Source organism: Sinorhizobium prairiense (genome assembly GCF_029201645.2).
Classification (GTDB): Bacteria; Pseudomonadota; Alphaproteobacteria; order Rhizobiales; family Rhizobiaceae; genus Sinorhizobium; species Sinorhizobium meliloti_A.
Genome location: NZ_CP104131.1, coordinates 3471982 through 3496603 on the forward strand (window position 1 = coordinate 3471982; position 24622 = coordinate 3496603).

The following is a 24622-nucleotide window of genomic DNA, read 5'->3' on the forward strand; positions in this document are numbered from 1 at the left end:
GACGGAACAGCCATATTGACCCATGGAAGCATAAGCGCGAAGCTTGTTTCATGGGCAAAGAGCGTGGAATCTCCGATCTTTGCCAACTGGTTGAGACAGCGGCACGACGACGGTCGGGAGATCCTGGCGGCGCGGCCGCGAGCCGGGAGGGCTCCTTCAGTGAATATCCATCTGCCGCGCGCAGACGTGACCGAACGGACGCTGGCGATCGTCGGCGAGCTCAAGGGGCTCGAAGGCCCGCTTATTCCCATCCTGCACGAAATCCAGGACGAGTTCGGCTATGTGCCGGAGGAGAGCCTGCCGGTGATCGCGCGGGAACTCAATCTGTCGCGCGCCGAAGTCTATGGCGTGGTTACCTTCTATCACGATTTTCGCGAGCACCCGGCCGGGCGCCATGTGTTGAAGCTCTGTCGCGCCGAGGCCTGCCAGTCGATGGGCGGCGACCGGCTTGCGGAGCGCGCCAAGGCGCTTCTCGGGATCGATTTCCATGAGACGACGCCGGACGGCGCCGTGACGCTGGAGCCGGTCTACTGTCTCGGACTCTGTTCCTGCTCGCCGTCGGCGATGCTCGACGGCGAGGTTCATGCGCGCCTCGACGAAGCAGAGCTCGAAGCGCTGGTTGCGGAGGCGCGCCGATGACCGTCAGGATCTACATTCCCCGGGATGCGGCGGCCATTGCGCTTGGCGCCGAAAAGGTGGTGGAGGCGATGGCCGGCGAGATCTCCGCACGCGGGCTCGACGCCACGATCGTGCGTAACGGCTCGCGCGGCATGCACTGGCTGGAGCCGCTGGTCGAAGTCGAAACGGCCGCAGGGCGCGTCGCCTACGGTCCGGTGAAGGCGCGCGACGTCGCCTCTCTTCTCGATGCCGGGCTGATTTCGGGTGGCGCGCATCCTCTCTGCCTCGGCAAGACCGAGGAAATTCCGTTTCTCAAGCGACAGACCCGGCTTACCTTCGCCCGTTGCGGCGTCATCGATCCTCTCTCGCTCGAAGACTATCGCGCCCATCGGGGCTTGCTCGGTCTCGAGCGGGCAATCGCAATGCAACCGGCGGCGATCGTTGCCGAGGTCACGGAAAGCGGCCTTCGCGGCCGCGGCGGCGCCGGCTTCCCGACCGGCATCAAATGGAAGACCGTCCTGGAAGCACGAGGGCCGCGCAAATACATCGTCTGCAATGCCGACGAGGGCGACAGCGGGACCTTTGCGGACCGGATGATCATGGAAGGCGATCCCTTCGTGCTGATCGAGGGTATGGCGATCGCCGGTATCGCGACCGGTGCGACCAAGGGCTACATCTATACCCGTTCGGAATATCCGCATGCGATCGCGGTGATGAGCGCGGCGATCGAGATAGCCCGTGCCGCCGGTGTGCTCGGTGCTTCGGTGCTCGGCTCGGCGCACGCCTTCGACATGGAAGTGCGCACCGGCGCCGGCGCCTATGTCTGCGGCGAGGAGACCTCGCTCCTGAACAGCCTCGAAGGCAAGCGCGGGCTCGTGCGCGCCAAGCCGCCGCTGCCGGCACACAAGGGCCTTTTCGACCGCCCGACCGTCATCAACAACGTCATCTCGCTCGCTTCCGTGCCGGTGATCCTCGACAGGGGCGCCGGTTACTATCGCGATTTCGGCATGGGCCGGTCGCGCGGAACGATCCCGCTGCAGATCGCCGGCAACGTCAAGCATGGCGGCCTCTTCGAAACCGCATTCGGCCTGACGCTCGGCGAGATCGTCGACGAGATCGGTGGTGGCACGGCGAGCGCCCGGCCGGTGAAGGCCGTCCAGGTTGGCGGCCCGCTCGGTGCCTATTTCCCGCGGGCGCTGTTCGATACGCCTTTCGACTACGAGGCATTTGCCGCCAGAGACGGGCTCATCGGTCATGCCGGCATCGTCGTCTTCGACGACACGGCCGACATGTTGAAACAGGCGCGTTTCGCCATGGAGTTCTGTGCGGTCGAAAGCTGCGGCAAGTGCACCCCTTGCCGCATCGGGTCGACGCGCGGCGTCGAGGTGGCCGACAGGATCGCCGCCGGCATCGAGCCGGAGAAGAACCGCGAACTGCTCGCCGATCTCTGCAACACGATGAAGTTCGGCTCCCTCTGCGCCCTTGGCGGCTTCACGCCCTATCCGGTGATGAGCGCCATGACGCACTTCCCGGAGGATTTTTCACCGGTGCCGGTGGTGGAGGCTGCGGAATGAAGGCTGCATTGGCACTTGAATTTTTGCCCCTCACCCTAACCCTCTCCCCGCAGGCGGGGAGAGGGGACCGGAAGGGCACGGCATACTCCTTCTCCCCGCCTGCGGGGAGAAGGTGGCGGCAGCCGGATGAGGGGCGGACGTCGGTATCGGCGGCGGCGCGTACCCCCTCTGGCCTGTCGGCCATCTCCCCACAGGGGAGAATGGATGCGGCCCGCTCGGCGTCTTGACCGGAGCGCCCCACGTGCAGAAGCGTTTGTTTTGGAGCGAGTGGCCGGCCACGATTCGATCTCCCCGCTTGTGGGGGAGATGCCCGGCAGGGCAGAGGGGGTGAAGCCGCCCCCTTGAACGCAATTTCTCAGGAGGCCCGCTAATGTCTCTCATTCACGAAATCGACTACGGCACCCCTGCCTCCAAGTCCGAGAAGACGGTGACGCTGACGATAGACGGGCGCGAGATCACGGTTCCGGAAGGCACGTCGATCATGCGTGCGGCAATGGAAGCGGGCATCGAGGTGCCGAAGCTTTGCGCTTCCGACATGATGGATGCCTTCGGCTCCTGCCGGCTCTGTCTCGTAGAAATCGAGGGACGCGCCGGCATGCCGGCCTCCTGCACGACGCCGGTGGCGGCAGGCATCAGCGTTTCGACGCAGACGCAGCGGCTGAAGGATGTCCGCCGCGGCGTCATGGAGCTCTATATTTCCGACCATCCGCTCGACTGCCTCACCTGCGCAGCCAATGGCGATTGCGAGCTGCAGGACATGGCCGGTGCCGTGGGCCTGCGCGACGTGCGCTACGGCTATGACGGCGAGAACCATGTGACGGCGCGCAACAATGGCGAGATCAACGCAAAATGGGCGCCGAAGGACGAGTCGAATCCGTATTTCACCTATGATCCGGCGAAGTGCATCGTCTGTTCGCGCTGCGTGCGGGCCTGCGAGGAAGTGCAGGGCACCTTCGCGCTGACGATCAGCGGCCGCGGCTTCGATTCGCGCGTCTCCGCCGGCATGAACGAGGATTTCGTTTCCTCCGAATGCGTCTCCTGCGGCGCCTGCGTGCAGGCTTGCCCCACGGCGACGCTGACGGAAAAATCGGTGATCGAGATCGGCCAGCCGGAGCACTCGGTCGTCACCACCTGCGCCTATTGCGGCGTGGGCTGCTCGTTCAAGGCGGAGATGCGCGGCGAGGAGCTGGTGCGCATGGTGCCCTGGAAGGACGGCCAGGCGAATCGCGGCCATTCCTGCGTCAAGGGCCGCTTCGCCTATGGTTATTCCAACCACAGGGACCGCATCCTCAATCCGATGGTCCGCGAGAAGGTCACCGATCCCTGGCGCGAGGTCACCTGGGAAGAGGCTTTCGCGCATATCGCCTCCGAGTTCCGCCGCATCCAGTATCAGTACGGCCGTGATTCGGTCGGCGGCATCACGTCTTCGCGCTGCACCAATGAGGAAACCTTTCTGGTGCAGAAGCTGGTGCGCGCCGGCTTCGGCAACAACAATGTCGACACCTGCGCCCGCGTCTGCCATTCGCCAACCGGTTACGGCCTCAACCAGACCTTCGGCACCTCCGCCGGTACGCAGGATTTCGACAGTGTCGAGCACACGGATGTTGCGGTCATCATCGGTGCCAACCCGACCGACGGCCACCCGGTCTTCGCCTCGCGGCTGAAGAAGCGGCTGCGCCAGGGCGCCAAGCTGATCGTCATCGATCCGCGCCGGATCGACCTCGTCCGCTCCGCCCATGTCGAAGCGTCGTACCACCTGCCGCTGAAGCCCGGCACCAACGTTGCCATCCTGACGGCGATTGCGCATGTCATCGTCACGGAAGGCCTTGCCAACGAAGCCTTCATTCGCGAACGCTGCGACTGGTCGGAATTCGAGGATTGGGCCGCCTTCGTGGCAGAGCCCCATCACAGCCCGGAAGCAACCGAAGCCTATACCGGCGTTTCACCGGAACTTGTGCGCAGGGCTGCGCGGCTTTACGCCACCGGCGGCAACGGCGCGATCTATTACGGCCTTGGCGTCACGGAGCACAGCCAGGGCTCGACGACGGTGATGGCGATCGCCAACCTCGCCATGCTCACCGGCAACATCGGCCGGCCGGGCGTCGGCGTCAATCCGCTGCGCGGCCAGAACAACGTCCAGGGCTCCTGCGACATGGGCTCCTTCCCGCACGAGCTTCCCGGCTACCGACATATTTCCGACGATGCGACGCGTGAGATCTTCGAGAAGCTCTGGGGCGTGACGCTCAATCACGAGCCGGGCCTGCGCATCCCCAATATGCTCGACGCCGCCGCCGAGGGCACCTTCAAGGGCCTCTACGTGCAGGGCGAGGATATCCTGCAGTCGGATCCGGACACCAAGCACGTCGCCGCCGGCCTTGCGGCGATGGAATGCGTCGTGGTGCACGATCTCTTCCTCAACGAGACGGCCAACTACGCCCATGTCTTCCTGCCCGGATCGACCTTCCTCGAAAAGGACGGAACCTTCACCAATGCCGAGCGCCGCATCAACCGCGTCCGGCGCGTCATGCGGCCGAAGAACGGCTATGCCGATTGGGAGGTGACGCAGAAGATGGCGCAAGCCATGGGGCTTGCCTGGAACTATCGCCATCCGTCCGAGATCATGGACGAGATCGCGGCGACGACGCCGAGCTTTGCCATGGTCTCCTACGACTATCTGGACAAGATGGGCTCGGTGCAGTGGCCGTGCAATGAGAAGGCGCCGCTCGGCTCGCCCATTATGCATGTCGACGGTTTCGTGCGCGGCAAGGGCAAGTTCATCCGCACCGAATACGTGGCGACCGACGAAAGGACCGGTCCGCGCTTCCCGCTGCTTCTGACGACCGGCCGTATTCTCAGTCAGTACAATGTCGGCGCCCAGACGCGTCGCACGGAGAACGTCGTCTGGCATGCGGAAGACCGGCTGGAAATCCACCCGCACGACGCCGAGCAGCGCGGCATCCGCGACGGCGACTGGGTCAGGCTCGCCAGCCGCTCGGGCGATACGACGCTCCGCGCGTTGATCACCGACCGTGTTGCGCCGGGTGTCGTCTATACGACCTTCCATCACCCCTCGACTCAGGCGAACGTCATCACCACCGACTTTACCGATTGGGCGACCAACTGCCCGGAATACAAGGTGACCGCGGTGCAGGTCTCGCCGTCGAACGGTCCTTCCGACTGGCAGCGCGACTATGACGAGCAGGCTCGCCGGTCGCGTCGCATTTCCGGCAAGCTGGAGGCGGCGGAATAGGAGCGAGAATGGCGGGCAAGCGAGTTTCGTCCTCTCCATCCGGAACGACGGCGACGGTGCCGGAGGCTGCACGGCGCGGCGGCATCCTCGTCGCGCAGTCGCGCGTCGTGCCCGAGGAAACGCCGGTCGCCTTCACCTATGGCGGTTCGACGCATGCGGTGATGATGGCGACACCTGCCGATCTCGAGGATTTCGCCACCGGCTTCAGCCTGACCGAAGGGATCATCACCCGTCCAGAACAGATCGACGACATAGACATCGTCGTCGAGGACAAGGGCATCGATCTGCAGATCAGTCTCGAGGACGAACAGAACGATATTCTGCGCCTCAGACGTCGCCACATGGCCGGGCCGGTCGGTTGCGGTCTCTGCGGTATAGAGTCGATCGAGGAGGCCGTTCGCCCGACGCCCGACGTCTCCGCCTCGCTGCTTCGCCTTTCCGATCAGGACGTGGTGGACGCAGTTGCGCTTCTCAATGGACAACAGCCGCTGCATTTCGAGACACGGGCGGTGCACGGTGCCGCTTTCTACGTGCCCGGACGCGGACTGATCGCGGTCCGCGAGGATGTCGGGCGTCACAACGCGCTGGACAAGCTGACCGGAGCGGCCGCGCGCGCCGGGTTCAGGGGCGCTCAGGGCGCGGTTGTCGTCACGTCCCGCGTATCGGTCGAGATGGTGCAGAAAACCGCGATCGTCGGGAGCCCTGTGATCATTGCCATTTCTGCGCCGACGGCGCTCGCCATCCGCACGGCGGAAGGGGCGGGCATGACCCTCATCGCACTTGTTCGCGGCGACGAGTTTGAAATCTTCACCCATGCGGAGCGCATCATCCGGAATGACGAGGAGCCTGCGTCCTTGTCCGCCCGCGTGCCGCTATTCTGAATGCGGAGCAATCGTCCATGTCTGAAAACCGCCCCAACGCCAAGCTCGTCTATATGGCGAACCAGATTGCCACCTTCTTCCTGACCCAGCCGGCGGAGGGGGCGGCCGAGGGCGTGGCCACGCATATCAACAAATATTGGGAGCCGCGCATGCGCCGCAAGCTCTTCGAGCATATCGCGCATGGCGGTGAAGGGTTGAACCCGCTGGTGCTCGAGGCGGCTGAGAAGATCCGCCGTCCGGAGGCGGTTTAAGGCCTGTTGGTCTGGCTGGATTCCTGTGACAAGCACAGGAATGAGGAAATCAAACACAAACAAGCGGCGGCGGGTGGCCCGAATCTCAACACGCCCTTAGAGCGCTTCCAGGAAGTTTGTCCTTCGATCCTCGTTCCTGTGCCTTCACAGGAATCGAGCCAGCCCAAGTCCCTGGGCTGGAAAAGACCCTTTCCGCCCCGCAGGCGCGTCGCTGCGCTCATCCCGGTGACAGGTAGAGGAGGGAGAAGCTTATGCTCTTCCCCACCGGGCGCCGTTGCGTTCGAAGAAGAGTGCGGGTGGGAGTGCGGTCAGAAATTCTCCCAGTTGTCCGAGGCGGGAGCGAGCGCGAGATTGGACCTCGTGCCGCTACGCAGCGCCTTTGCAGTTGCGTGCAGCCGCGTGGGCGAATGGGGCGCTTCCATCCTGTTGTCGCTTGCGGGTGAAGCGTCCCGTCCGATGCGGAACTGACGCAGCAGGGCGTGCAACGCGTCCGCCTCCTGCGACATCCGATGGCTCGCCGCCGTGCTTTCCTCCACCATGGCGGCGTTCTGCTGCGTAGTCTGATCCATCGCATTGACCGCCAGGTTGATTTCCTTGAGCCCGGTCGACTGTTCGCGGGCGGCTTCCACGATCGCCGAGACGTTGTGATTTATCTCCTGCACCTGCGCCAGGATGGTTTCCAGGGCGGTGCCGGTCTGGCCGACCAGCGATACGCCGTTCCTCACATGCTCGCCTGAAGCGGTGATCAGGGATTTGATGTCCTTTGCCGCGCTGGCCGATCGTTGCGCCAGTTCGCGGACCTCCTGGGCCACGACGGCGAAGCCCTTGCCGGCTTCTCCGGCACGCGCCGCCTCGACACCGGCATTGAGGGCCAGCAGGTTCGTCTGGAAGGCGATGTCGTCGATGACGCCGATGATGTTGCTGATTTCGCGCGAGGATTGCTCGATCTGGCCCATGGCGCCGATCGCGCTTTTGACGACAAGTCCGGAGCGCTCGGCGCCATCCTTCGTCTTTGCGACCAGATTGCCCGCTTCCTCGGCTCGGCGGCTGGAATCCGCGACGGTCGTGGTGATCTCGTCCAGCGCTGCGGCCGTTTCTTCGACGGAGGCCGCCTGCTGTTCTGTACGTTTCGACAGATCGTCGGCTGCAGACCGGATCTCGCGTGCGCCGCCGGCGATCGCGCTTGCATTTTCGCCGACCGTCTGCATGGCCCGACAGAGGCGGACAAGCGCTTCGTTGAAGTCCTTGCGCACCGTTTCCATGCTGGGAACGAAGGGCGTGTCGAGCGATTGAGCCAGATCGCCGTCGGCAAGCGCTCGCAAGCCGGCTCCGAGCGCATTGATCGCGGCCATACGTTCGGTCACGTCTGTCGCGAATTTGACCACCTTGTAAACCCGGCCGTTCGGATCGCGAATGGGGTTGTAGGCGGCCTGGATCCAGACCTCCTTGCCGGCCTTGCCATAGCGCACGAATTCGTTGGCGATGAATTCGCCCTGGGCCAGGCGCTTCCAGAAATCGGCATATTCGGCCGTGCCGGTATAACCGGGCTCGCAGAACATGCTGTGGTGTCGGCCCTGGATTTCGGAGAGCTGATAGCCGAGCGTGTTGCAGAAGTTCTCGTTGGCTGTGAGCACCTCTCCGGCGGGCGTGAACTCGATCATCGCCTGCGAGCGGGAAATGGCGTCGAGCTTGCCCGCATCTTCCGTGGCCCGCATCTTGACGGCGGTGATGTCGGTTGCGAACTTGACCACCTTGTAGGGCTTGCCGTTTCGGGAGACCGGGTTGTAACTCGCCTGGATCCAGATCTCCCGTCCGCCCTTGGCGAGGCGCCGGTAGCTGTTGCTGTCGAATTCGCCGCGGCCGAGGCGTGCCCAGAACTCACGATACTCCTCAGTCGCCACGAATTCCGGCGCGCAGAAGATGCGATGGTGCTGTCCCACGATTTCCTGCAGACTATAGCCGAGCGCCTTGCAGAAGTTCTCGTTGGCGTCGAGGACGTTGCCGGCGAGGTCGAATTGAATGATGGCCTGCGATTTGGACAAGGCTTCGATGATCTGCCGTGCGTCACGGCTTCTGGTAAAAGAAAACATGATCCCCTCTGAAATTTTCGCGAAGAAACGGCCGCGGAGCGGACGTTTGTGATCTGCTTCGCCGTCCTTCAGGAAAGGGCGGCTGGCGGTTGCTGGGGAGATTTCGAAATCACGAAGGGCTTCATGCCGCTGTGCGATCTAAATTAGTAAAGCGAGCTTAAAATCGCGTTAAAATAGAATTTTTGCTTACATACTCGTAAAAAGATGTAGTCCTTTGCCACGCAGAGCGACTCACTGTTTCAAGGAAATAGTGAATCGCTCCCGATATGCAGATGCGCAGGCTCAGGCCGCCAGTTCTTCGGTTTCCCGCTCCTTGAACATGCGGGCGAGATTGAGGAAGCAGATCATGCCCGATTCATTGGCGATGATGCCTTCCGCAAAGCTCTTGTCGAAGGATGCAGTGACTTCAGGCACAGGCTGTACCTGACTGCCCTGCACGGTCAGAATGTCGGAAACGCGATCGACGACGAGACCGATGACCATGTTGTGGACCTCGGCGACGACGATCGCGCTGCGTTCGTTGGTGACGGTCGATTTCATGCCGAGCTTATGGGCGAGATCGATGATCGGGATCACCGTCCCGCGCAGGTTCATCACGCCGATCACTTCCGGCGGGGCATGCGGGATGGGCGTCGAGGGGGCCCAGCCGCGTATCTCGCGGATCGTCGTCGTCTTGACGCAAAATTCCTGATCGTGGAGGCGAAACGCTATGATTTCGAGCGTCTCGCCGTCGAATCCGGCTGCTCTCTGCGTGCTTGTCATCGAAGGTCCTTCCAGCTTTCCGGTCGTGGTGGTCCGCCGATGACATCCGGCGAGGCGCAAGCCGCTTCATGCGCGGAAAATCCGCCTTGCGCTCTGTATGCCTATATTAGGCGCGGATTCGTTAAGCCTTTACTGAACGTTCCCCCCTCGCAGGAGAGCAGGCGGGCGTGGCTTCAGGCCGCGCGCGTCGGGCGGTCGAGGATACGGCGTCCGAAGAGGCTTGCCGTCAGTTCGACCAGAATGCGTGCGCTCTTGCCCCGGTCGTCGAGGAACGGGTTGAGCTCGACCACATCGAGGGAAGAGACGAGGCCGCTGTCGCACAGCACTTCCATGATGAGGTGAGCCTCGCGGAAGGTCGCGCCGCCCGGGACCGTCGTCCCCACGCCGGGGGCCAGTTCCGGATCCATGAAATCGACGTCGAGGCTCACATGCAGCAGGCCGTTAGCGGCGCGAACCTCATCGACGATCTGGCGGATGATATGGGCCATGCCCATCTCGTCGATGGTCCGCATATCGAAGACATTGACGCCGTGCTCGGCAATTTCCTCGCGCTCACGCGCGTCGACCGAGCGGATTCCGACCTGATAGACCTTCTTCGGGTCGACCAGCGGCCGGTCCTTCGGGAGGATCGGAGCGAACTCCGCTTCGCCGCAGAAGAAGGCGACGGGCATGCCGTGCATGTTGCCGGAGGGCGAGGTCGCCGGCGAGTTGAAGTCGGCATGCGCGTCCAGCCATAGGACGAAGAGGGGCCGGCCGACGTCCTGGGCGTGACGCGCCATGCCGGAGACGCTGCCCATCGAGAGCGCGTGATCGCCGCCGAGAATGATGGGGAAATGACCCTTGCGCGCGGTTTCATGCACGGCTTCGTCGAGCGCGCGCGCGAAAGCTGCGACGGATTGCAGATTGTTGGCGCCGGGATGGTTGGCGAGATCGCGTGCCGGCAACGGCCTCAGATCCCCCTCGTCATTGACCGTATGGCCGAGTTCGGCGAGAACCGTGTCTATTCCGGCGATTCTGAGCGCCGTCGGCCCCATGGCCGCGCCGCGGCGGCCCGAGCCTTCCTCGATGGGTGCGCCGATCAATGTGATGGTTTTCATGTCCGCCTCGTCCCTTGGCCCGGTTGCCGGGAAGCTCGGTTCCCGTGAAGTCCGGCGGATTATCGTCAAAAAGCGTGGCGGCAAAAAGATGGAAAACTGTCGATTGGGAAGATAAGATGCGCAAAGTGTAAAGTCCCCTTTGACGAAGTGATAAGAATGGATGATCTCGATCAGGCGCTCATCGGCGCTCTCCGGCAAAATTCCCGCATGCCCGTCTCCGCGCTTTCGGCGATGACCGGCGTCTCGCGTGCCACGGTTGCTGCGCGCATCGACCGGCTCGTCGCGAATGGGACCATTGCCGCTTTCACCATCCGCACGGGCGCGGAAATCCCCGCCTCCGGCGTCAGGGCCGTGGTGATGATCGAGGTTCACGGAAAGATGGCGGACCGCGTCGCCGACCAATTGCGCGGGCTGCCGCAGGTGCGGGCGCTGCACAGCACCAATGGAAGGTGGGATTTCATTGCCGAACTCGAGGACCGGGATCTCGCGAGCTTCGACGAGACCTTGCGGCGCATCCGTTTGATCGATGGCATCAACGTGACCGAAACGAACATTCTGCTGAAGACCAGCAAGTTGACCGGGTCTTCGTGAGGCGATCGCCGCGACGCGAATTGGCGACGCACGGCTGCTTTTGTTCTTGATTTGTTCTCATCTTCGGATAAGATGTTCCTCTCAGCAAACAAGAGAGGCATGAGCACGGGCGCGGTCTCCGCGGCATGCGGTCTCATTTTGAACGATGGCGTATTTGATCGCGGGTTCCACCCGCTCGACATCATTGCGATCCAGGGAGATTGCCATGGCTAGTTATTCCGGCGGCCCGTCGGTACGGCAGATCTGCATAAAGCTCTTCGTCCGGCATGGTGACGAGGAGCGGGCGATTGCGTTCTACCGCGATGTCTTCGGCGCCGAGCTGCTGCAGCGGCACGAGTGGAGCGGCATTCTGACGAGTGCCGACCTCTGCATCGGCGACTCGGTCTTCCGGGTGGCCGGCGCCAATCCACGCCGGGACGCCGAACCGAGGCTCGGCGGCCCGCGATCGCCGCACGCGCTCGGAACAACGGCGGCGATCCTGGAACTGCACGTCGACGACGTGGACCGCGTGCTCGAAAGGGCGATGGGCTCCGGCGCCAGTCTGCGCAATGTCGCCGAAACGCTGCCGACCGGCGACCGGGTCGGCGCCCTCATCGATCCGTTCGGTCATATCTGGGCGCTGTTCACGGCAACGGACGAGAGCGAGGTACTGGATGCGTTCGGGGTCGATCGCAACGCGGCGTGAAGGGGCGCTCCTTCACGCCTTCACGCCTGACCCGAGCTCCCCTGTTCGCTTCAGAAAAATTCGTCCAGCAGCCGGTAAAGGGCGAATCGGATCATTTCACTGAAACAGCGAGATGATCCAGCCCTTGAGATTACGCACCTCCGGACGGAAGTGCTCTGACCCTTTGACCCAACGCACTTCCGGACGGAAAACCGTTATACACTTTTCCTGGAAGTGCTCTGGAAGCGGGTGAATCCCGCAAGTGGTTTCATGATGTGTCCGCGGCCGTCGCCGAAGAATTGGGATAGGCCGGCTGCGACCTCGTCGCTCGGATTGCCGTAAACCTCGAACTTCTCGACGCTGCAATGCTCCGATACCGCTCGGATGTGAGGGTCCGATATTTCCCAATGGCGCAGAACGTCTTCGCTATTCCGGTAGAGCTGAAAGCTGACCGCACGCATTTCCTGCTCGTCGATGAATGTCTGGACCATGAGTTGAGGTCCGTTTCGCTCGACGAACTCGATCGCTTGCTTCACCGCTTCGCGAAAGGGTTCCAGGCTGCCTTCCGTGATCTTCATCACGTTCCGGAAGAGTATCTGCTCAGTCATGTCGTACCTCCGTGTCCGTTACACGGAGTGATTTCTGCAACCTCAACCGTGCTTGAGGTCAAGACTCCGGTTCGAAAAATAATGGGACGACCCAGAAGATGGACCCGTCCGCCGGATCGGCCGGCGGGCGGCATCGTCAGGCCTCAATATTCCCTTTCGAAGAAGATGCCTCCGGCGGCCGAGCCATCGCCGGCCGCTTCTCCCTTCAGCTTCACGCCGCGGCCGATGTCGAGGTTGATGACCGCCTTGCTGGAAGCGGAGTCCGAGCCTTGTTGCAATTCGAGATAGGTGCGGTCGTTGAGATATTTGCCGGCGCGGACCTGGGCGCCGCCGCTCTCGTCGGTCGTGATGTCGAGATCGTCGACGCCGAGCTTGTTGCGCAGGCCGTCGAGCAGCGACGTCGATCCGCCGCCGGCAAGCTGGCCCACGGCCGAGGCGAGCTGCGCGATCTGGAAGGCGGAGAGATTGTTCAGCGACCGGTTGAAGATGAGCTGCGCCAGGATCTCGTCCTGCGGCAGGGCGGGCGACGAGGAGAAGGTCACCGTCGGGTTGTTGGCCGGGCCTGCAACGTTGACCGTGATCGTCGTCGATCCGGCGCTCGAGGTCGCGTCGAGATCGAGCGTCGGGATGAGGTCGCCGCCGAAGCCGATGTGACCGTCGGTGAAGGTCAGGCGCTTGCCGAGAATCTCCAGGCGCCCGCGACGCATGTCGAATCCACCGGAAACGATCGGCTGGACGGCGGTGCCGCGGATGGTCAGATCGCCGCCGAGTTCGGCATCGATGCCGCGACCGCGTACGAAGAACTGGCCCGGGGAACTGACGGCGAGATCGAAGGCGATCGCGCCGCTTGCCTCGGTGCCGGCGGACGTATCCCGGCGCAGATCTTTCGTCATCCGCTGTACGCGTGCCGGGGCGTTGCGGTGCTTGATGTCGATCTGCGAGAGCGAGGCCGGCAGCTTCTCCGGTATGGTGATCGCGGCCCTGCGGATCGTCAGCCTTCCGCCAAGTACGGGCGTCGAGACGAGCGGCCCGTTGAGCGTCAGGTCGCCTGCAAGGTTGGCGGTGAACAGCGTGCCGTCGACATAGGTCGCATCGTTGAGCCGGATTCTGAGATCCGCCGGGAAACCTGAACCGGGAACGATGCCCACGGTGCCGCTCGCCTCGATCGATCCGCCGCTGGCCAGATTGGCCGAGAGCCGAGAGATGGTCGCCTGCCTGCCGTCCAGTGCGACATTGGCGGTGAGGTCGTTGAGGGCGAGATTGCGGCGAACGTCCACGAGCCGGGCGCCGGCGGTCGAGACCGTGCCGGCAATCTGCGGCGCCTTGGCCGGGCCGGAGAGCGAAAGGTCGACCTTGGCCGATCCGGTCAGGGTGAAACCCTGTTGCGCCATGATATTGGCGAGCAGCGCGAAAGGTACGTCGCCGGCGAATTTCATCGAGATCGGCATGTTGCCGCCAAGCTCGACATTGCCGCCGCCCCGGAAGGAAAGGTCTCCAGGCCCGGAGACCGTGGCATCGACGGTTACCCGGTTGTCGGCGAAGCGCCCGTTTGCAGCAATCGCCAGCGACGATACGCCGGCGCCGCGCGCCGCTGCGACCGAGGCGTTGCTCCATCTGAGGTCGTAGACGACGACCGGAGCCGCCGCAGTTCCGTCCACGTCCACCGTCCCGGCGATCGTGCCTTCCGCCCCGAGCGTCGGGGCGAAGGTGTTGATCAGTGCGGCAGGCAGCGCGTTGAGTCTTGCTGAAATATCGAGCGTCGGTCCCGCAGAGCCGGCAACCGTGATCGTTCCCCTCGAAGCCTCGATGGTCAGGGCATCGAGGAGCACCGTGCCGTTCTCGATCGCGACGACGGTCGGGCGTGCAAGCTTCAGCGGTATCCGCTTGGGCGTTGCCGCGAAAGAGGCGAGACGGACTTCGGTGCGGCCGCCGCTTGCGACCATGTCGCCTTTGGCCGAAAGAGGGCCGCCGTCATATCTGCCGTCGACGGTAAAGCCGGTTCTGCCGCCCTGCTGATCGAAGGTGAGATTGAAGCCGGTGACACGGTTTTGACCCTGAGCGACGTTTTCCGCCTTGACGCTTCCCCGGATCGCGAGTGCCGCCACATCGGCGACGCTGATATCGGCGACCGGCTTTGTGATCGTCAGATCGCCACGCTTGATTCCGCTGCCGTTCGCTTTCAGCGTAAGGGAGGTCACACCGCCCACCGTTCTGATCGCTGCCGAGCCGGAGAGGTCTCCCGAGACCTTCTCGCCGGCCATGGCGGCAAGAAGGCCGAGATCGGGCAGATTGAAGTCGATCGTGCCCTCGGGCTTGAAGTCTGCCGTCAGATCGATCGCACCCGTCAATCTGTTGTCGCCGACCTTCGCCTCCAGGGTCGGGATCGAAGTGCGGCCGTCCTTCGAGACCACCTCGGCCTTCACGTCGATCGCCTGGCCGTCCAAAGCTCCCGTCGCCGTCAGCTTCGCCTGCGGACTGCCGGCTTTCGCCGTCGCATCGGCTGTGATCACGAAATCCGAAAGCGTGCGTCCCGCGAGGACCGCGCCGCTGGAGGTCACTTCCGCCTTGACGCCGAGCGCGTCGAGCGGCCCGGACAGGTCGGCGGTGAAGGCGGCCTTGCCTTCTGCCTCGGCGAGCAGCTTGCCGAGATCCGGTAATGCGCCCTCTATCTTGGCGGTCAACGCGCCCTCGGCAAGGGCGGCCGAACCGGTGGCGTTGACCGTCCCGGATTTGACTTCGAGTGCGCTCAGTTCGACGGCGCCGCCGGCCCCTGTCTCGACCTTGCCGGAGACGGTGATCGGCGCATCGAATTTTGCGCCGATGCCGGGCGGCAGCGCGGCGGGTTCGGCAACGAACTGGAAATTCGCCTCGGCCGTGTTGCCGGCGCGGTTGAGGCTAGCCGTCACATCGCCGCGAAAGCCGGCGCGTTCGATGACCAAGGGGTCGAGGCGGATGGTGTCGTCAGCGACGGTCACGGTTCCCTTCGCCGACAGGTCTTCCGCCGTTATGCCGGCCGACCGCACGGAGGCTATCGAGGCGCCGCTCCAGGTGAGATCGTAGCGGACGACCGGTGCCGCGCCATTCCCGGCAATGTCCACCTTGCCCGCAATCGTGCCCTCGGCCCCGAGCGTCGGCGCGACGGTGTGGATCAAGGTGGCTGGCAGCTCGCTGATATCCGCCGAAATATCAAGCGTCTCGCCTGCCGTACCGGTGACAGCGACCGTACCCGTCGATGCCTGGATCGTCAGCCCATCGATATGCACGACGCCGTTCTCGATGGCGATGACGGTCGGCCGGGCAAGCTGCAAGGGAATGCGCTTGGCTGTCGCCGAGGCCGATGCAAGGCTTATCTCGGTCCGGCCGTCACGGCTCGCCAGATCGCCGGTCGCTGCGAGCGGAGAGCCCTCATATTCGGCACCGACCGAGAAGCCGGTTCTTTCCGCCTGTTGCTCGAAGGCGATATCGATGTCCGTCAGGCGGTTTTCGCCTTGGACGACGCTTTCGGCCCTGACACTGCCCTTGATCGCCAGGCTGGCAAGATCGGCGACGTCGACGTCGACCACGGGCTTGGCAATGGTCAATGCGTCCCGCCTGATGCTTTCGCCGCGGGCCGTCAGCGCGAGCGACGTGACGCCGTCGGCGGTCCGGATTGTCGCGGAGCCGGCAAGGTCGCCCGATGCCTGCTGCCCGGCCATGGCGGCAAGGAGGCCGAGATCGGGCAGGTTGAAGTCGATCGTCCCGTTCGGCTTGAAGTCGGCTGTAAGCTCCATCGCACCGGTCAGCCGGTTTTCGCCGATCTTTGCCTCGAGGGCGGGGATCGAGGTGCGGCCATCCCGGGTGACGACGTCGGCGCGGACGTCGATCGCCTGGCCGTCGAGGGTACCGGTTGCCGTCAGCTTCGCTTCGGGGCTCCCCGGCGTCACGGTAGCGTCGGCATTGACGACGAGATCGTCCAGTGTGCGGCCAGCGAGCGTCGCTCCGCTTGAGGTTATCTCTGCTTCGATACCGAGCTTGTTCAGAGGGCCTGAGGCGACCGCGTGGAAGGCGGCCGAGCCCTTCGCATCGGCGAGCAGCCGTCCGAGATCGGGCAGCGTCCCCTGGATGTCCGCAGTCAATGTGCTTCCGGCAAGCGCAACGGAGCCGGAGGCGTCGACCGCACCGGACTTTATGTCGAGTTCGCTCAACCGGACGCTGCCGTCCTGTTCCACGACCGCATTGCCCGCAAGGGCGATGGTCCTGTCGAACTTGTCGGCGAGCCCCGGCGGCAGGACCTCTCTGACGGCAAAGGCCTTGAATGCCGCCTCGAGCGTCGTTTCGACGCGATCGAAGCTGCCGGTGACCGTGCCGCCGATGCTCGCGCTTTCGATCTCCAGCGGGTCGAAACGGATGTCTTCCGGAGCAACGGCGATGGTGCCGTCGAGCTTCAGGGGCGCCTGCACCGCCCGATCGAGATCGGCATTTGCAAAGCGGCTCTCGGCGATTTCTACGGTCGTCTTCAGAGGACCGGACCGGGTCGCCAGATTGAAGGCGTCGCTCTGTGCCGACAGCCGGATGCCGCCCAATCGTCCCTGCGGCAGATTCACGGACGGCACATTGGCGGCGATGTCGAGGATTGCCGACTGCCCGTCGCCGATCAGCGACAGGTTTGCGGTGTCGACGAGCGCCTGCAACTCGCCGTCTTTCAGCGGCCAGCGGAAATCGAATGGCCCGCTCGTACCGGCGAGCCTTGCCTGGAGGTTGTTCTCACCGCGGCTGTCGACCGTGCCGGAGACATCGAGCGTCATGGCGCCGGTCGAAATCTTGCCCGCATCGATCCGGACCTTGCTCGTGCCGTCGAAGGCGGCCCTCAGGTCGATCCTGCTCTCGCCTTCGAAGAGCGGCCTGAAGGCCGGCGGCGTCAGCGTGGCGAAAGCGCCGCCGCCGGATACGGTAAGCATGTGCATTCCGTCGGCCGCGAGCACGTGCTGCCCGTCGAGCCGAAGGATCTCGCTTCCGTCGAGCGTAACCGTACCCGAGCCCGCCCAATCGGAAAGCGGTCCCTGTCCGGTCACGGTCATGTTGACGGCAGGTTCTCCCGGCAGGCGGAGCAGCCTCGCCAGAAGGCCGCCCTTCGGCTCCGCAAGCTCGGCTTCAAGCTTCAGCTGGTTGCCGGCCGGGTTGAAGACGACATCGGCTGTCGCGCGCGCATCAGGGCGGTCCCGTTCGGCGGCATCGAGCTCGAGAGCGATGCTGGAATTCGTCGCGTAGAGCTTGCCCTTGGCCGTCAGGAAATGATCTTCGCCTGCGATCTGTTTGCCGAGCACGATTTCCTTGAGGTCGAAGGCATCGATCTTCACGTCCACCGGAAGGGCAAATGTCGAGCGCACTTCCTGGGTCTCGGTCGAGGGGACGGGCAACCGTTCGACGCGGACCGTGCCGGCCGAAATCCTGCTGGCGTCGAAGCGAAGCGAGAATAGTTCTGCGGGCGACCAGTCCACCGAAAGGTCGCGGACCTCCGCATAAATGCCTTCGCCATCGAAGAGCGTAATGGTGCCGGCCGTGAAGTCGCCGGTCAGAAGCGCGCCCGGGTCGGCGATGCGTACGATCTGGTCGGGGGTTGCCGCATATTTCTCGATCGCCCAGGCGACGACGCGGGCGCCGGGCACCGTGAAGCCCAGAAAGCCGACGAGCAGGAGGAGCACGACCACGAGCGTGCCGAGGGCGGCGAAGAAGTACCGCAGCGCAGATCGAAGGAAAAAGGTGACCTGATTCATGTCCTATCCATAGTCCATGTTGCGCCGCTCTGGAATCGGTAGAGTGCCGGCACATCGCCCGGCAGGCGGGACTTCGCTCATCTTACCACGGTGTCGCGCGCATGCAGCAAATAGTCCGGGCATTAGAAGGACTGGCCGATACCGGCATAGATTCCGTAAGTGGTGCCCCCGGATATTTGTTGAGCGGCACGGCGAAGTCGAGCCGGATCGGGCCGAAGGGCGTCGCATAGCGCAGACCGATGCCCGCGCCGGCCCGGATGTCGGAGAAATTGGGCGCCGTGTTTTCCGAAACGGTGCCGGCGTCGATGAACGGCACGATGCCGATCGTATCGGTGACGGCGATGCGGGCTTCGAGGGAGCCGCTCACATAGGAGCGTCCGCCGGTCAGTTCGTCATCGGCGTCGCGGGGGCTGATCTCCTGATAGGAATAGCCGCGCACCGACCCGCCACCGCCGAGGAAAAACCGCCGGGTCGCGGGAATATCGGAGAGTTCGTCGCCACCGACGAGCACGCCGGCGCCGAGCTTGCCGGCCAGCACGAAGCGCTTTTCCGTTCCAAACGCGTAATAGCCGGACGCGGAAGCTTCGAAGGAGCTGAAAAAGGTCTTTCCTTCGATTTCGTAGCTCGGTTTGGCATTGATCAGCGCCCGGTAACCCTCCGTCGGGTTCAGCTTATCGTCGCGTGCGTCGCGGACATATTCGAACGGGAGGGCGGCGGTGATATAGGAATTCGAACCGAAAGCGTCGTCGACATCCGCCCAGCCCACTTCCGCGCCGACGGAGAACGTGTCTTCGGGCGAAAGCTCGAAAGCGGCGCCAGCCGCAGCGGTAACCGTTTTGGCACTATAGGCGTCCGGATCGACGATCGCGGCCTTGACGCTTGCGGTAAAGGTCGATGCCGGTCCGAAGGCGCCGGGTTTCGCAAAGAGAATGCCGGCCGAATAATCGAGCCCGGCGACATCGGTGGTCTCGCCGAGGCGGTCGACCGAGCCTTCGATCCGAAGCGATTCTGCGCGTCCGAAGAGATTGCGGTGTCCCCAATAGCCCTGAAGTCCAAGGCCGTCCGTGGTCGAGACCTGTCCGCCGAAACCGAAATAGCGGTGCTTGCCTTCGGACACCTGGATGTTCATCGGGATCGTGCCGTCGGGCGCGAGCCCGTCGGCTTCGTTGATGGTGACGCTGGAAAACACGTTCAACTGCCGCAGCCGCTCGGCGGCCTTGCGAATATTCTCCGGCGAATATGGGCGGCCGTGGTTCAGGCGGGAATAATCCTTGACGAAATCCGGGTCGACCGTTCTGGCGCCGCTGACGGTCAGGTCGCCGACGGGCGCGACCGGCCCGCCATCGGCGCGGATCGTTACATCGACCGTGGAAGTCGCGTGATCGGCAACGACGCTGCGCTCGGCGAGCTTGGCCAGCGGCCTGCTCTGTTCCTTGAGATCGTTCACGATCTGCTCGCCCGCCTTGATGATCAAGGTCGAGTCGGCGCGGGCGCCACGCTTGAGGTCGTAGGCGGCTGGGTCGAGCCGCGCGGCGTCTCCCTCGAGCCTGACCGAGCCCAGCGTGAATGCCGGCCCGGGAGCAACGCGAACCACGACCGGTACGGGCTGGCCGTCGGGGAAAGCCGGGTCCGGGGGAGGCTGTCGATGTCCTGGCCGTTGACCAGAATGCTGACGGTGCCGCCGTAACGCGCCTTTTCGTAGAGGACGGCGAGGAGCCGATCGCGGTCGTCGCGCGCCTTGATCGCCAGGCCAAGATCGCCCGAGACCGGTTCTTCCTGATCCTGAACGAGCCGCGAGCCGTTTTCCAGCGCCTCCCGGAGCTCCTCGTCATCCGTTCCCGGCTCGAAAGTCAGCGTATAGCGAACCGGGTCTATGACCTGAACTTCTTCTTCCGCGCTTTCGAAAAACCGCATGCCGAAAATCTTGAACGCGTGGGCCTGCTCGACGGAAACCGGGCCGAGCACGGCCGATGCCACGATTGTGAGCGCGGTCGCTGTCTTCCAGTGCGCAATACTCGATCGTGGTGGAGACATTCCTCTCCGCATCCCGTTTCAGGCGACTCTGTACCAACTGCCTGCATACGCGGCGTCGGCCAAGCTAGCAGGACATAGTTTTCCATCTGTTAACGATGACCGCTCGCCGCATCCACCCCGAAGCGGCGATTCCAAGACGATTTTTTGGCAGAAAGGACTCCCCTGTGGTGCTTCAGGCACAACGGAATACTTTTAAGCGGTAAGCGGCTTCTGCCGCGAAGCAGGCCCGCACCGAGGTCAGCTTACGAAGCGACCGGTGGAAGCGGGGGCGTCATTTCGCCGAAGCGCGCGAAAGGAAATCTCGGCAGAGGGAGACGACCTCGGACAGGTTGGTCTCCAGCAACCAATGGCCGCCGTCGATGAGATGCAGTTCGGCATCCGGCAGGTCGCGGAGATAGGCTCGGGCGGAGGCCTCGGGCATGTAGCCGTCCTGCGGACCCCAGACGATCAGCGTCGGCGGTCGATGTTCGCGCAGGTAACTCTGGTAGCGCTCGAACCAGGCGAGATTTTCCCGCAGCCCCGCGATGACGTCTATGGCGATCTCACGCCGCTTGGCCGTTGTCATGGACCAATGGAGCTTCCACAGGTCGGGAGAAATCCGCTCGGCAAGCTCGGGCCGGACGTCGTTGAGGTACTCGTCGCGGTATCCTTCCTCGCTTACGGCTTCGCCGAGTTTGGTCCGGCCCTCCGGCGTGGGATTGCGGAAATACTCCTGCAACGGTGCGTATTTAGGTCCGAGCTCATCCTCGTAAATGTCGCCATTTTGAATGATCAGTGCGGAAATGCGCTCCGGCCGGCGAATGGCCAGCCGAAGGCCGATCTGAGAGCCGAAGTCATGTAGATAAAGTGCGAAACGATCGAGGCCCAGGCGCCGGATGAAGGCTTCGAGAAAGTCTGCGAAGCCGTCGAAGCCGTAGGCGAAGTCGTCCGGCGTGTCGCTGTATCCGGATCCGGGGAAATCCGGAGCGACAAGCCTCCACCGGTCGGCCAGCAGCGGCATGAAATTGCGAAACTCGTAGGATGAGCACGGGTAGCCGTGGGGAAGGAGCACGATCGGCGCGTCCGGCGGTCCTGCCTCCCGGTAGAAGACCCGGATGCCGTCCAGATCGAGGAAGCGGTGTTTCACGGAGCCTGGCGAATCGATCATAGGAGCACCTCACATGCGCTGACCAGTGCCGAACAATGAGCGCATGCGATGGTTCCATGCCTGTCGGCAGGCTGCTCCGCAGCTTCTTTTCAAGTGGCTGCTAATTTAGATAGGCGATCACGTCGGGGTGCTATAGAATCGCCCTGGACCGCTTGAACCCGGGAGTCCGGAAGAAGGTGCTCCCGCCAAACGTTTGTTGGCAAACCGATGGAACAGAGACTAGCCGCAGTGCTGGCAGCCGATATGGCAGGCTATAGCCGCCTGATGGAGGCCGATGAAGCCGGTACGATCGCCCGCCTCAGGACTCATCGGATAGAACTGATCGATCCGGCCATTGCAAAGAACAAGGGCCACCTCATCAAGACCACGGGCGACGGTATGCTGGTCGAATTCCAGAGCGTGACCGACGCGGTAAAATGCGCCGTCGAGATCCAGAGCCGCATGAAGCGGCGCAATGCCGACGTGGCGCAGGACCGGCGGATCGAATTCAGGATCGGCATCAATCTCGGCGACATCATCTTCGAGGAGGACGACATCTTCGGCGACGGCGTGAACATCGCCGCCCGTATTGAGCAGCTGGCCGATGTGGGCGGCATCTGCGTGACGGCTGCGGTGGCGACGCAGGTCGCCGACCGGATCGATGTCCCCATCGAGGATCTGGGCGAGAAGATGCTGAAGAACATCAGCCGCCCGATTCATCTCTTCCGAGTCGGGATCGAGGGGCCTGTCCTGCCATCCTTCCCGGAGGCTACGGATGCGCCGCGCTCCGTTTCCAAACCTTCGATCGTGGTGCTGCCGTTCGACAATATGAGCGGCGATCCCGACCAGGAGTTTTTCGCAGACGGCCTGACGGAGGACATCATCACCGAGCTGTCCCGCCGGCACGAGCTGTTCGTCATCTCGCGCAACTCCAGCTTCGTCTACAAGAACCAGCCGGTAAACGTGCGCGAGGCGGCCGAGAAGCTCGGAGCGCAATATCTGGTGGAGGGCAGCGTCCGCAAGATCGGCGACCGGGTGCGCGTGACGGTCCAGCTCATCGACGCGGTCAACGACGCTCATATCTGGGCAGACAAATACGACCGGAGACTGGACGACATCTTCGCCATCCAGGACGAGGTGACGGCGGCGATAGCGGCAACGCTTCCGGGGCGCGTCGAGGCCGCGCAGCGGGACCTGCTCGCCCGCACGAAGCCGGCCAATATGGCGGCCTACGAATGTGCCCTTGCCGCCAAGGTGCTGCATCACCGGAGCACCGTCGCGGATAACGAGCAGGCCCGGGCCCTCATCGACAGGGCTGTCGCGCTCGATCCCGACTATGCGCATGCCCATGCCTGGCGGGCCTGCATCCTCGGGCAAGCCTGGGTCCACGGCTGGTGCGAAGACAAGGATGCGGTCTGGGCCGAGATCGTTGCGGAGCTGGACCGGGCGCTGGCGCTCGACGACAACGACGCCGACGTGCATCGCATCCTCGCGGCGGTAAACGTGAACAACAATGCGCTGACGACGGCGCGCTACCATCAGGAGCGTGCCCTTTCCCTCAATCCCAATTACGACCTGGTTGTGGTCCAGCAGGGCGAACTGCTGACCTGGCTGGGGCGACCGGAAGAGGGGGTCGAGTGGATCCGCAAGGCCATGCAGCTCAATCCTCATCATCCGGAACGCTTCTGGAGCCACCTCGGCAAGGCTCATTTCGCCGCCCGGCAGTATGGAGAGGCGGTCGAGGCCTTCATGCACCTCTCGGTGATGGACCACGTCCAGCATGCATTCGTCGCGGCCTGCTACGGCTGGCTCGGGGATGACATTGCGGCTCACGCCCATATGGAGAAGGTCCGGGCGCTCGCCCCGGATTTCGACCGCGACGCGTTCCTCGCCACGCAGCACTACGTCCAGGAATCGGACCTGCAACACCTCAGCGAAGGGCTTGTCAAAGCGGGAGCGAAGGGCGGATCGGCGGCGGCGAACGGGATCGCAGCGCAATAGCGCTCCTTCGGGAACATTCCGGCGGACATGAAGGGCCCCGGATCGTTCCGGGGCCGTCGATCCGGCCGTTGCGGCACTCAGCAGCGGTCGATGTAGCGGCGGCCGTAGCGGTCGCGGTAGTAGCACTGGCCCGGCTGGTCGGTGACGTGGCCGATAACGGCGCCGGATACGCCGCCGATCGCCGCGCCGACAGCCGCGCCGCGGACGTCGCCGGTGACCGCGCCCCCGATGATTGCCCCGATACGGCGCCGATACCGGCACCCTTTTCGGTTTGCGTGCAGCTCGCGACCGACAGGGCGACCAACACAAGCGCGATGGCTTTCTTCATGATGTCCTCTCCGATTTCGACGGATTCAGCGTCCGCCTCGTCCGTCCTATAGTGATGGGAGGGTGCGAACCGCGGCCCTCCACTTGAACTTGCATTCGAACATAACCCGCCGCCGAGGAAAATGCACGGATACGGCGAGATCGTTCTTATGCCACATAATGCGATCTTTCCTGAACGGAACATGAAGGAGCTGTTGCCGGGGTTACATACGCGCTCGCATTTTTTTGCCCCTTGTGGCGCGAAACGGTTGCGGCGGCCCGAAAAAAAGACAAATGTTACAACGTCGCCACGCGGGCTCGGGAGGAGCGGACCGCTGGCGGAAGGGCAATCGATATCGGTCGGCGCGTACTTCGAGTCGCGTGAACGCATCTCACCCGATTTGAAGCCGCGCTCGACTCTGGACCGACCCGGAGGAGCGAAATGGCGAAAATAACGATGACGGTCAACGGCCGCCAGGTAAGTGGTACCTGCGACGACCGAACGCTGCTGGTGCACTTTATCCGCGAAAATCTCGGCCTGACCGGGACCCATGTCGGCTGCGACACGACGCAGTGCGGCGCTTGCGTCGTTCACATGGACGGGCAATCGGTGAAAAGCTGTTCCATCCTTGCCGCTCAGGCGGCCGGCTCGACGATCACGACGATCGAGGGCCTGGCGTCGAACGGCGAGCTTCACCCGGTCCAGGCGGCTTTCAAGACGTATCACGGACTGCAATGCGGCTTCTGCACGCCGGGCATGGTTATGACCGCCGTCGACATGATCCGTCGACATGGCGGCAATCTTGACGAGGCGACGGTCCGCGCCGAGCTGGAAGGCAACATCTGTCGCTGCACCGGCTATCACAACATCGTCCAGGCGATCCTGGCCGCCGCGGCCGGGACGGACGGCGTTCGCCAGGCGGCAGAATGAGGAAACCCAAAGGGAGCGCGATGCCAGGCGAGCATCGCACGTGATTTTCGTCATTCCGCTCGAGCGGAAATTCGTTGCAAGACTT

Annotated in this window: 15 protein-coding genes and 2 pseudogenes; 9 read left to right on the forward strand and 8 right to left on the reverse strand. The window is 63.6% G+C overall.

From position 1 onward, the window contains the following. Positions 1–159 precede the first annotated feature (159 nt). The 5 genes from N0Q91_RS19400 to N0Q91_RS19420 all read left to right on the forward strand — a co-directional run bounded on the left by N0Q91_RS19400 (position 160) and on the right by N0Q91_RS19420 (position 6574). Complete coding sequence (locus N0Q91_RS19400) at positions 160–639, forward strand: formate dehydrogenase subunit gamma (RefSeq protein WP_275597233.1); 480 nt, start codon at positions 160–162, stop codon at positions 637–639. Beyond that, entirely contained in the window at positions 636–2192 is a 1557-nt protein-coding gene (locus tag N0Q91_RS19405; protein WP_275597234.1) for a formate dehydrogenase beta subunit, read from the forward strand. Before N0Q91_RS19400 ends, N0Q91_RS19405 begins: the two co-directional genes overlap by 4 nt. Before the next feature lie 370 nt (positions 2193–2562). Further along, positions 2563–5442 (forward strand): formate dehydrogenase subunit alpha, encoded by a 2880-nt coding sequence (gene fdhF / locus N0Q91_RS19410; RefSeq protein WP_275597235.1) that lies wholly within the window; start codon positions 2563–2565, stop codon positions 5440–5442. 8 nt (positions 5443–5450) lie between these two features. After that, complete coding sequence (gene fdhD / locus N0Q91_RS19415; RefSeq protein ID WP_100674606.1) at positions 5451–6323, forward strand: formate dehydrogenase accessory sulfurtransferase FdhD; 873 nt, start codon at positions 5451–5453, stop codon at positions 6321–6323. Positions 6324–6340: 17 nt separating this feature from the next. After that, the gene (locus N0Q91_RS19420) at positions 6341–6574 is read left to right on the forward strand and encodes a formate dehydrogenase subunit delta (RefSeq protein ID WP_275597236.1); all 234 of its coding nucleotides are present in this window, start codon (positions 6341–6343) and stop codon (positions 6572–6574) included. A 308-nt stretch (positions 6575–6882) separates the two neighbouring features. Here N0Q91_RS19420 and N0Q91_RS19425 read toward each other — a convergent pair whose 3' ends face one another. The 3 genes from N0Q91_RS19425 to rocF form a co-directional block, all read right to left on the reverse strand. After that, positions 6883–8664 (reverse strand): methyl-accepting chemotaxis protein, encoded by a 1782-nt coding sequence (locus N0Q91_RS19425; protein ID WP_275597237.1) that lies wholly within the window; start codon positions 8662–8664, stop codon positions 6883–6885. 282 nt (positions 8665–8946) lie between these two features. Further along, entirely contained in the window at positions 8947–9426 is a 480-nt protein-coding gene (locus N0Q91_RS19430) for a chemotaxis protein CheW (protein ID WP_003528560.1), read from the reverse strand. 173 nt (positions 9427–9599) lie between these two features. Beyond that, entirely contained in the window at positions 9600–10523 is a 924-nt protein-coding gene (rocF, locus tag N0Q91_RS19435) for an arginase (RefSeq protein ID WP_100674604.1), read from the reverse strand. Between the two features lie 156 nt (positions 10524–10679). Here rocF and N0Q91_RS19440 point away from each other — a divergent pair, with 156 nt between their 5' ends. Together N0Q91_RS19440 and N0Q91_RS19445 are read left to right on the forward strand one after the other, a co-directional pair. Next, positions 10680–11114 (forward strand): Lrp/AsnC family transcriptional regulator, encoded by a 435-nt coding sequence (locus tag N0Q91_RS19440; RefSeq protein WP_275597238.1) that lies wholly within the window; start codon positions 10680–10682, stop codon positions 11112–11114. 205 nt (positions 11115–11319) lie between these two features. Next, positions 11320–11799, forward strand: coding sequence for a VOC family protein (locus tag N0Q91_RS19445; protein WP_275597239.1), 480 nt, complete (start codon positions 11320–11322; stop codon positions 11797–11799). A gap of 194 nt (positions 11800–11993) precedes the next feature. On the opposite strand, the gene N0Q91_RS19450 is transcribed toward N0Q91_RS19445, so the two are convergent. The 4 genes and pseudogenes from N0Q91_RS19450 to N0Q91_RS19465 form a co-directional block, all read right to left on the reverse strand. Then, the gene (locus tag N0Q91_RS19450) at positions 11994–12386 is read right to left on the reverse strand and encodes a hypothetical protein (protein WP_275597240.1); all 393 of its coding nucleotides are present in this window, start codon (positions 12384–12386) and stop codon (positions 11994–11996) included. 143 nt (positions 12387–12529) lie between these two features. Further along, positions 12530–18139, reverse strand: a complete 5610-nt coding sequence (locus N0Q91_RS19455) for a translocation/assembly module TamB domain-containing protein (protein WP_275597241.1) — start codon at positions 18137–18139, stop codon at positions 12530–12532. A 122-nt stretch (positions 18140–18261) separates the two neighbouring features. Then, a pseudogene (locus N0Q91_RS19460) lies at positions 18262–20173 on the reverse strand (autotransporter assembly complex protein TamA). A gap of 271 nt (positions 20174–20444) precedes the next feature. Then, positions 20445–21320, reverse strand: a complete 876-nt coding sequence (locus N0Q91_RS19465) for an alpha/beta fold hydrolase (RefSeq protein ID WP_275597242.1) — start codon at positions 21318–21320, stop codon at positions 20445–20447. A gap of 207 nt (positions 21321–21527) precedes the next feature. Here N0Q91_RS19465 and N0Q91_RS19470 point away from each other — a divergent pair, with 207 nt between their 5' ends. Then, complete coding sequence (locus N0Q91_RS19470) at positions 21528–23300, forward strand: adenylate/guanylate cyclase domain-containing protein (protein WP_275597243.1); 1773 nt, start codon at positions 21528–21530, stop codon at positions 23298–23300. A 77-nt stretch (positions 23301–23377) separates the two neighbouring features. Here N0Q91_RS19470 and N0Q91_RS19475 read toward each other — a convergent pair. Next, positions 23378–23628: pseudogene (locus tag N0Q91_RS19475) on the reverse strand (YMGG-like glycine zipper-containing protein). Positions 23629–24048: 420 nt separating this feature from the next. Here N0Q91_RS19475 and N0Q91_RS19480 point away from each other — a divergent pair. Beyond that, complete coding sequence (locus N0Q91_RS19480; protein WP_275597244.1) at positions 24049–24537, forward strand: (2Fe-2S)-binding protein; 489 nt, start codon at positions 24049–24051, stop codon at positions 24535–24537. Positions 24538–24622 lie beyond the last annotated feature (85 nt).

Bases quoted from the DNA above. Each gene is read 5' to 3' on its own strand.
- N0Q91_RS19405 (WP_275597234.1), top strand. From the start codon at position 636: ATGACCGTCAGGATCTACATTCCCCGGGATGCGGCGGCCATTGCGCTT.
- fdhF (WP_275597235.1), top strand. From the start codon at position 2,563: ATGTCTCTCATTCACGAAATCGACTACGGCACCCCTGCCTCCAAGTCC.
- fdhD (WP_100674606.1), top strand. From the start codon at position 5,451: ATGGCGGGCAAGCGAGTTTCGTCCTCTCCATCCGGAACGACGGCGACG.
- N0Q91_RS19420 (WP_275597236.1), top strand. From the start codon at position 6,341: ATGTCTGAAAACCGCCCCAACGCCAAGCTCGTCTATATGGCGAACCAG.
- N0Q91_RS19425 (WP_275597237.1), bottom strand. From the start codon at position 8,664: ATGTTTTCTTTTACCAGAAGCCGTGACGCACGGCAGATCATCGAAGCC.
- N0Q91_RS19430 (WP_003528560.1), bottom strand. From the start codon at position 9,426: ATGACAAGCACGCAGAGAGCAGCCGGATTCGACGGCGAGACGCTCGAA.
- rocF (WP_100674604.1), bottom strand. From the start codon at position 10,523: ATGAAAACCATCACATTGATCGGCGCACCCATCGAGGAAGGCTCGGGC.
- N0Q91_RS19440 (WP_275597238.1), top strand. From the start codon at position 10,680: ATGGATGATCTCGATCAGGCGCTCATCGGCGCTCTCCGGCAAAATTCC.
- N0Q91_RS19445 (WP_275597239.1), top strand. From the start codon at position 11,320: ATGGCTAGTTATTCCGGCGGCCCGTCGGTACGGCAGATCTGCATAAAG.
- N0Q91_RS19450 (WP_275597240.1), bottom strand. From the start codon at position 12,386: ATGACTGAGCAGATACTCTTCCGGAACGTGATGAAGATCACGGAAGGC.
- N0Q91_RS19455 (WP_275597241.1), bottom strand. From the start codon at position 18,139: ATGAATCAGGTCACCTTTTTCCTTCGATCTGCGCTGCGGTACTTCTTC.
- N0Q91_RS19465 (WP_275597242.1), bottom strand. From the start codon at position 21,320: ATGATCGATTCGCCAGGCTCCGTGAAACACCGCTTCCTCGATCTGGAC.
- N0Q91_RS19470 (WP_275597243.1), top strand. From the start codon at position 21,528: ATGGAACAGAGACTAGCCGCAGTGCTGGCAGCCGATATGGCAGGCTAT.
- N0Q91_RS19480 (WP_275597244.1), top strand. From the start codon at position 24,049: ATGGCGAAAATAACGATGACGGTCAACGGCCGCCAGGTAAGTGGTACC.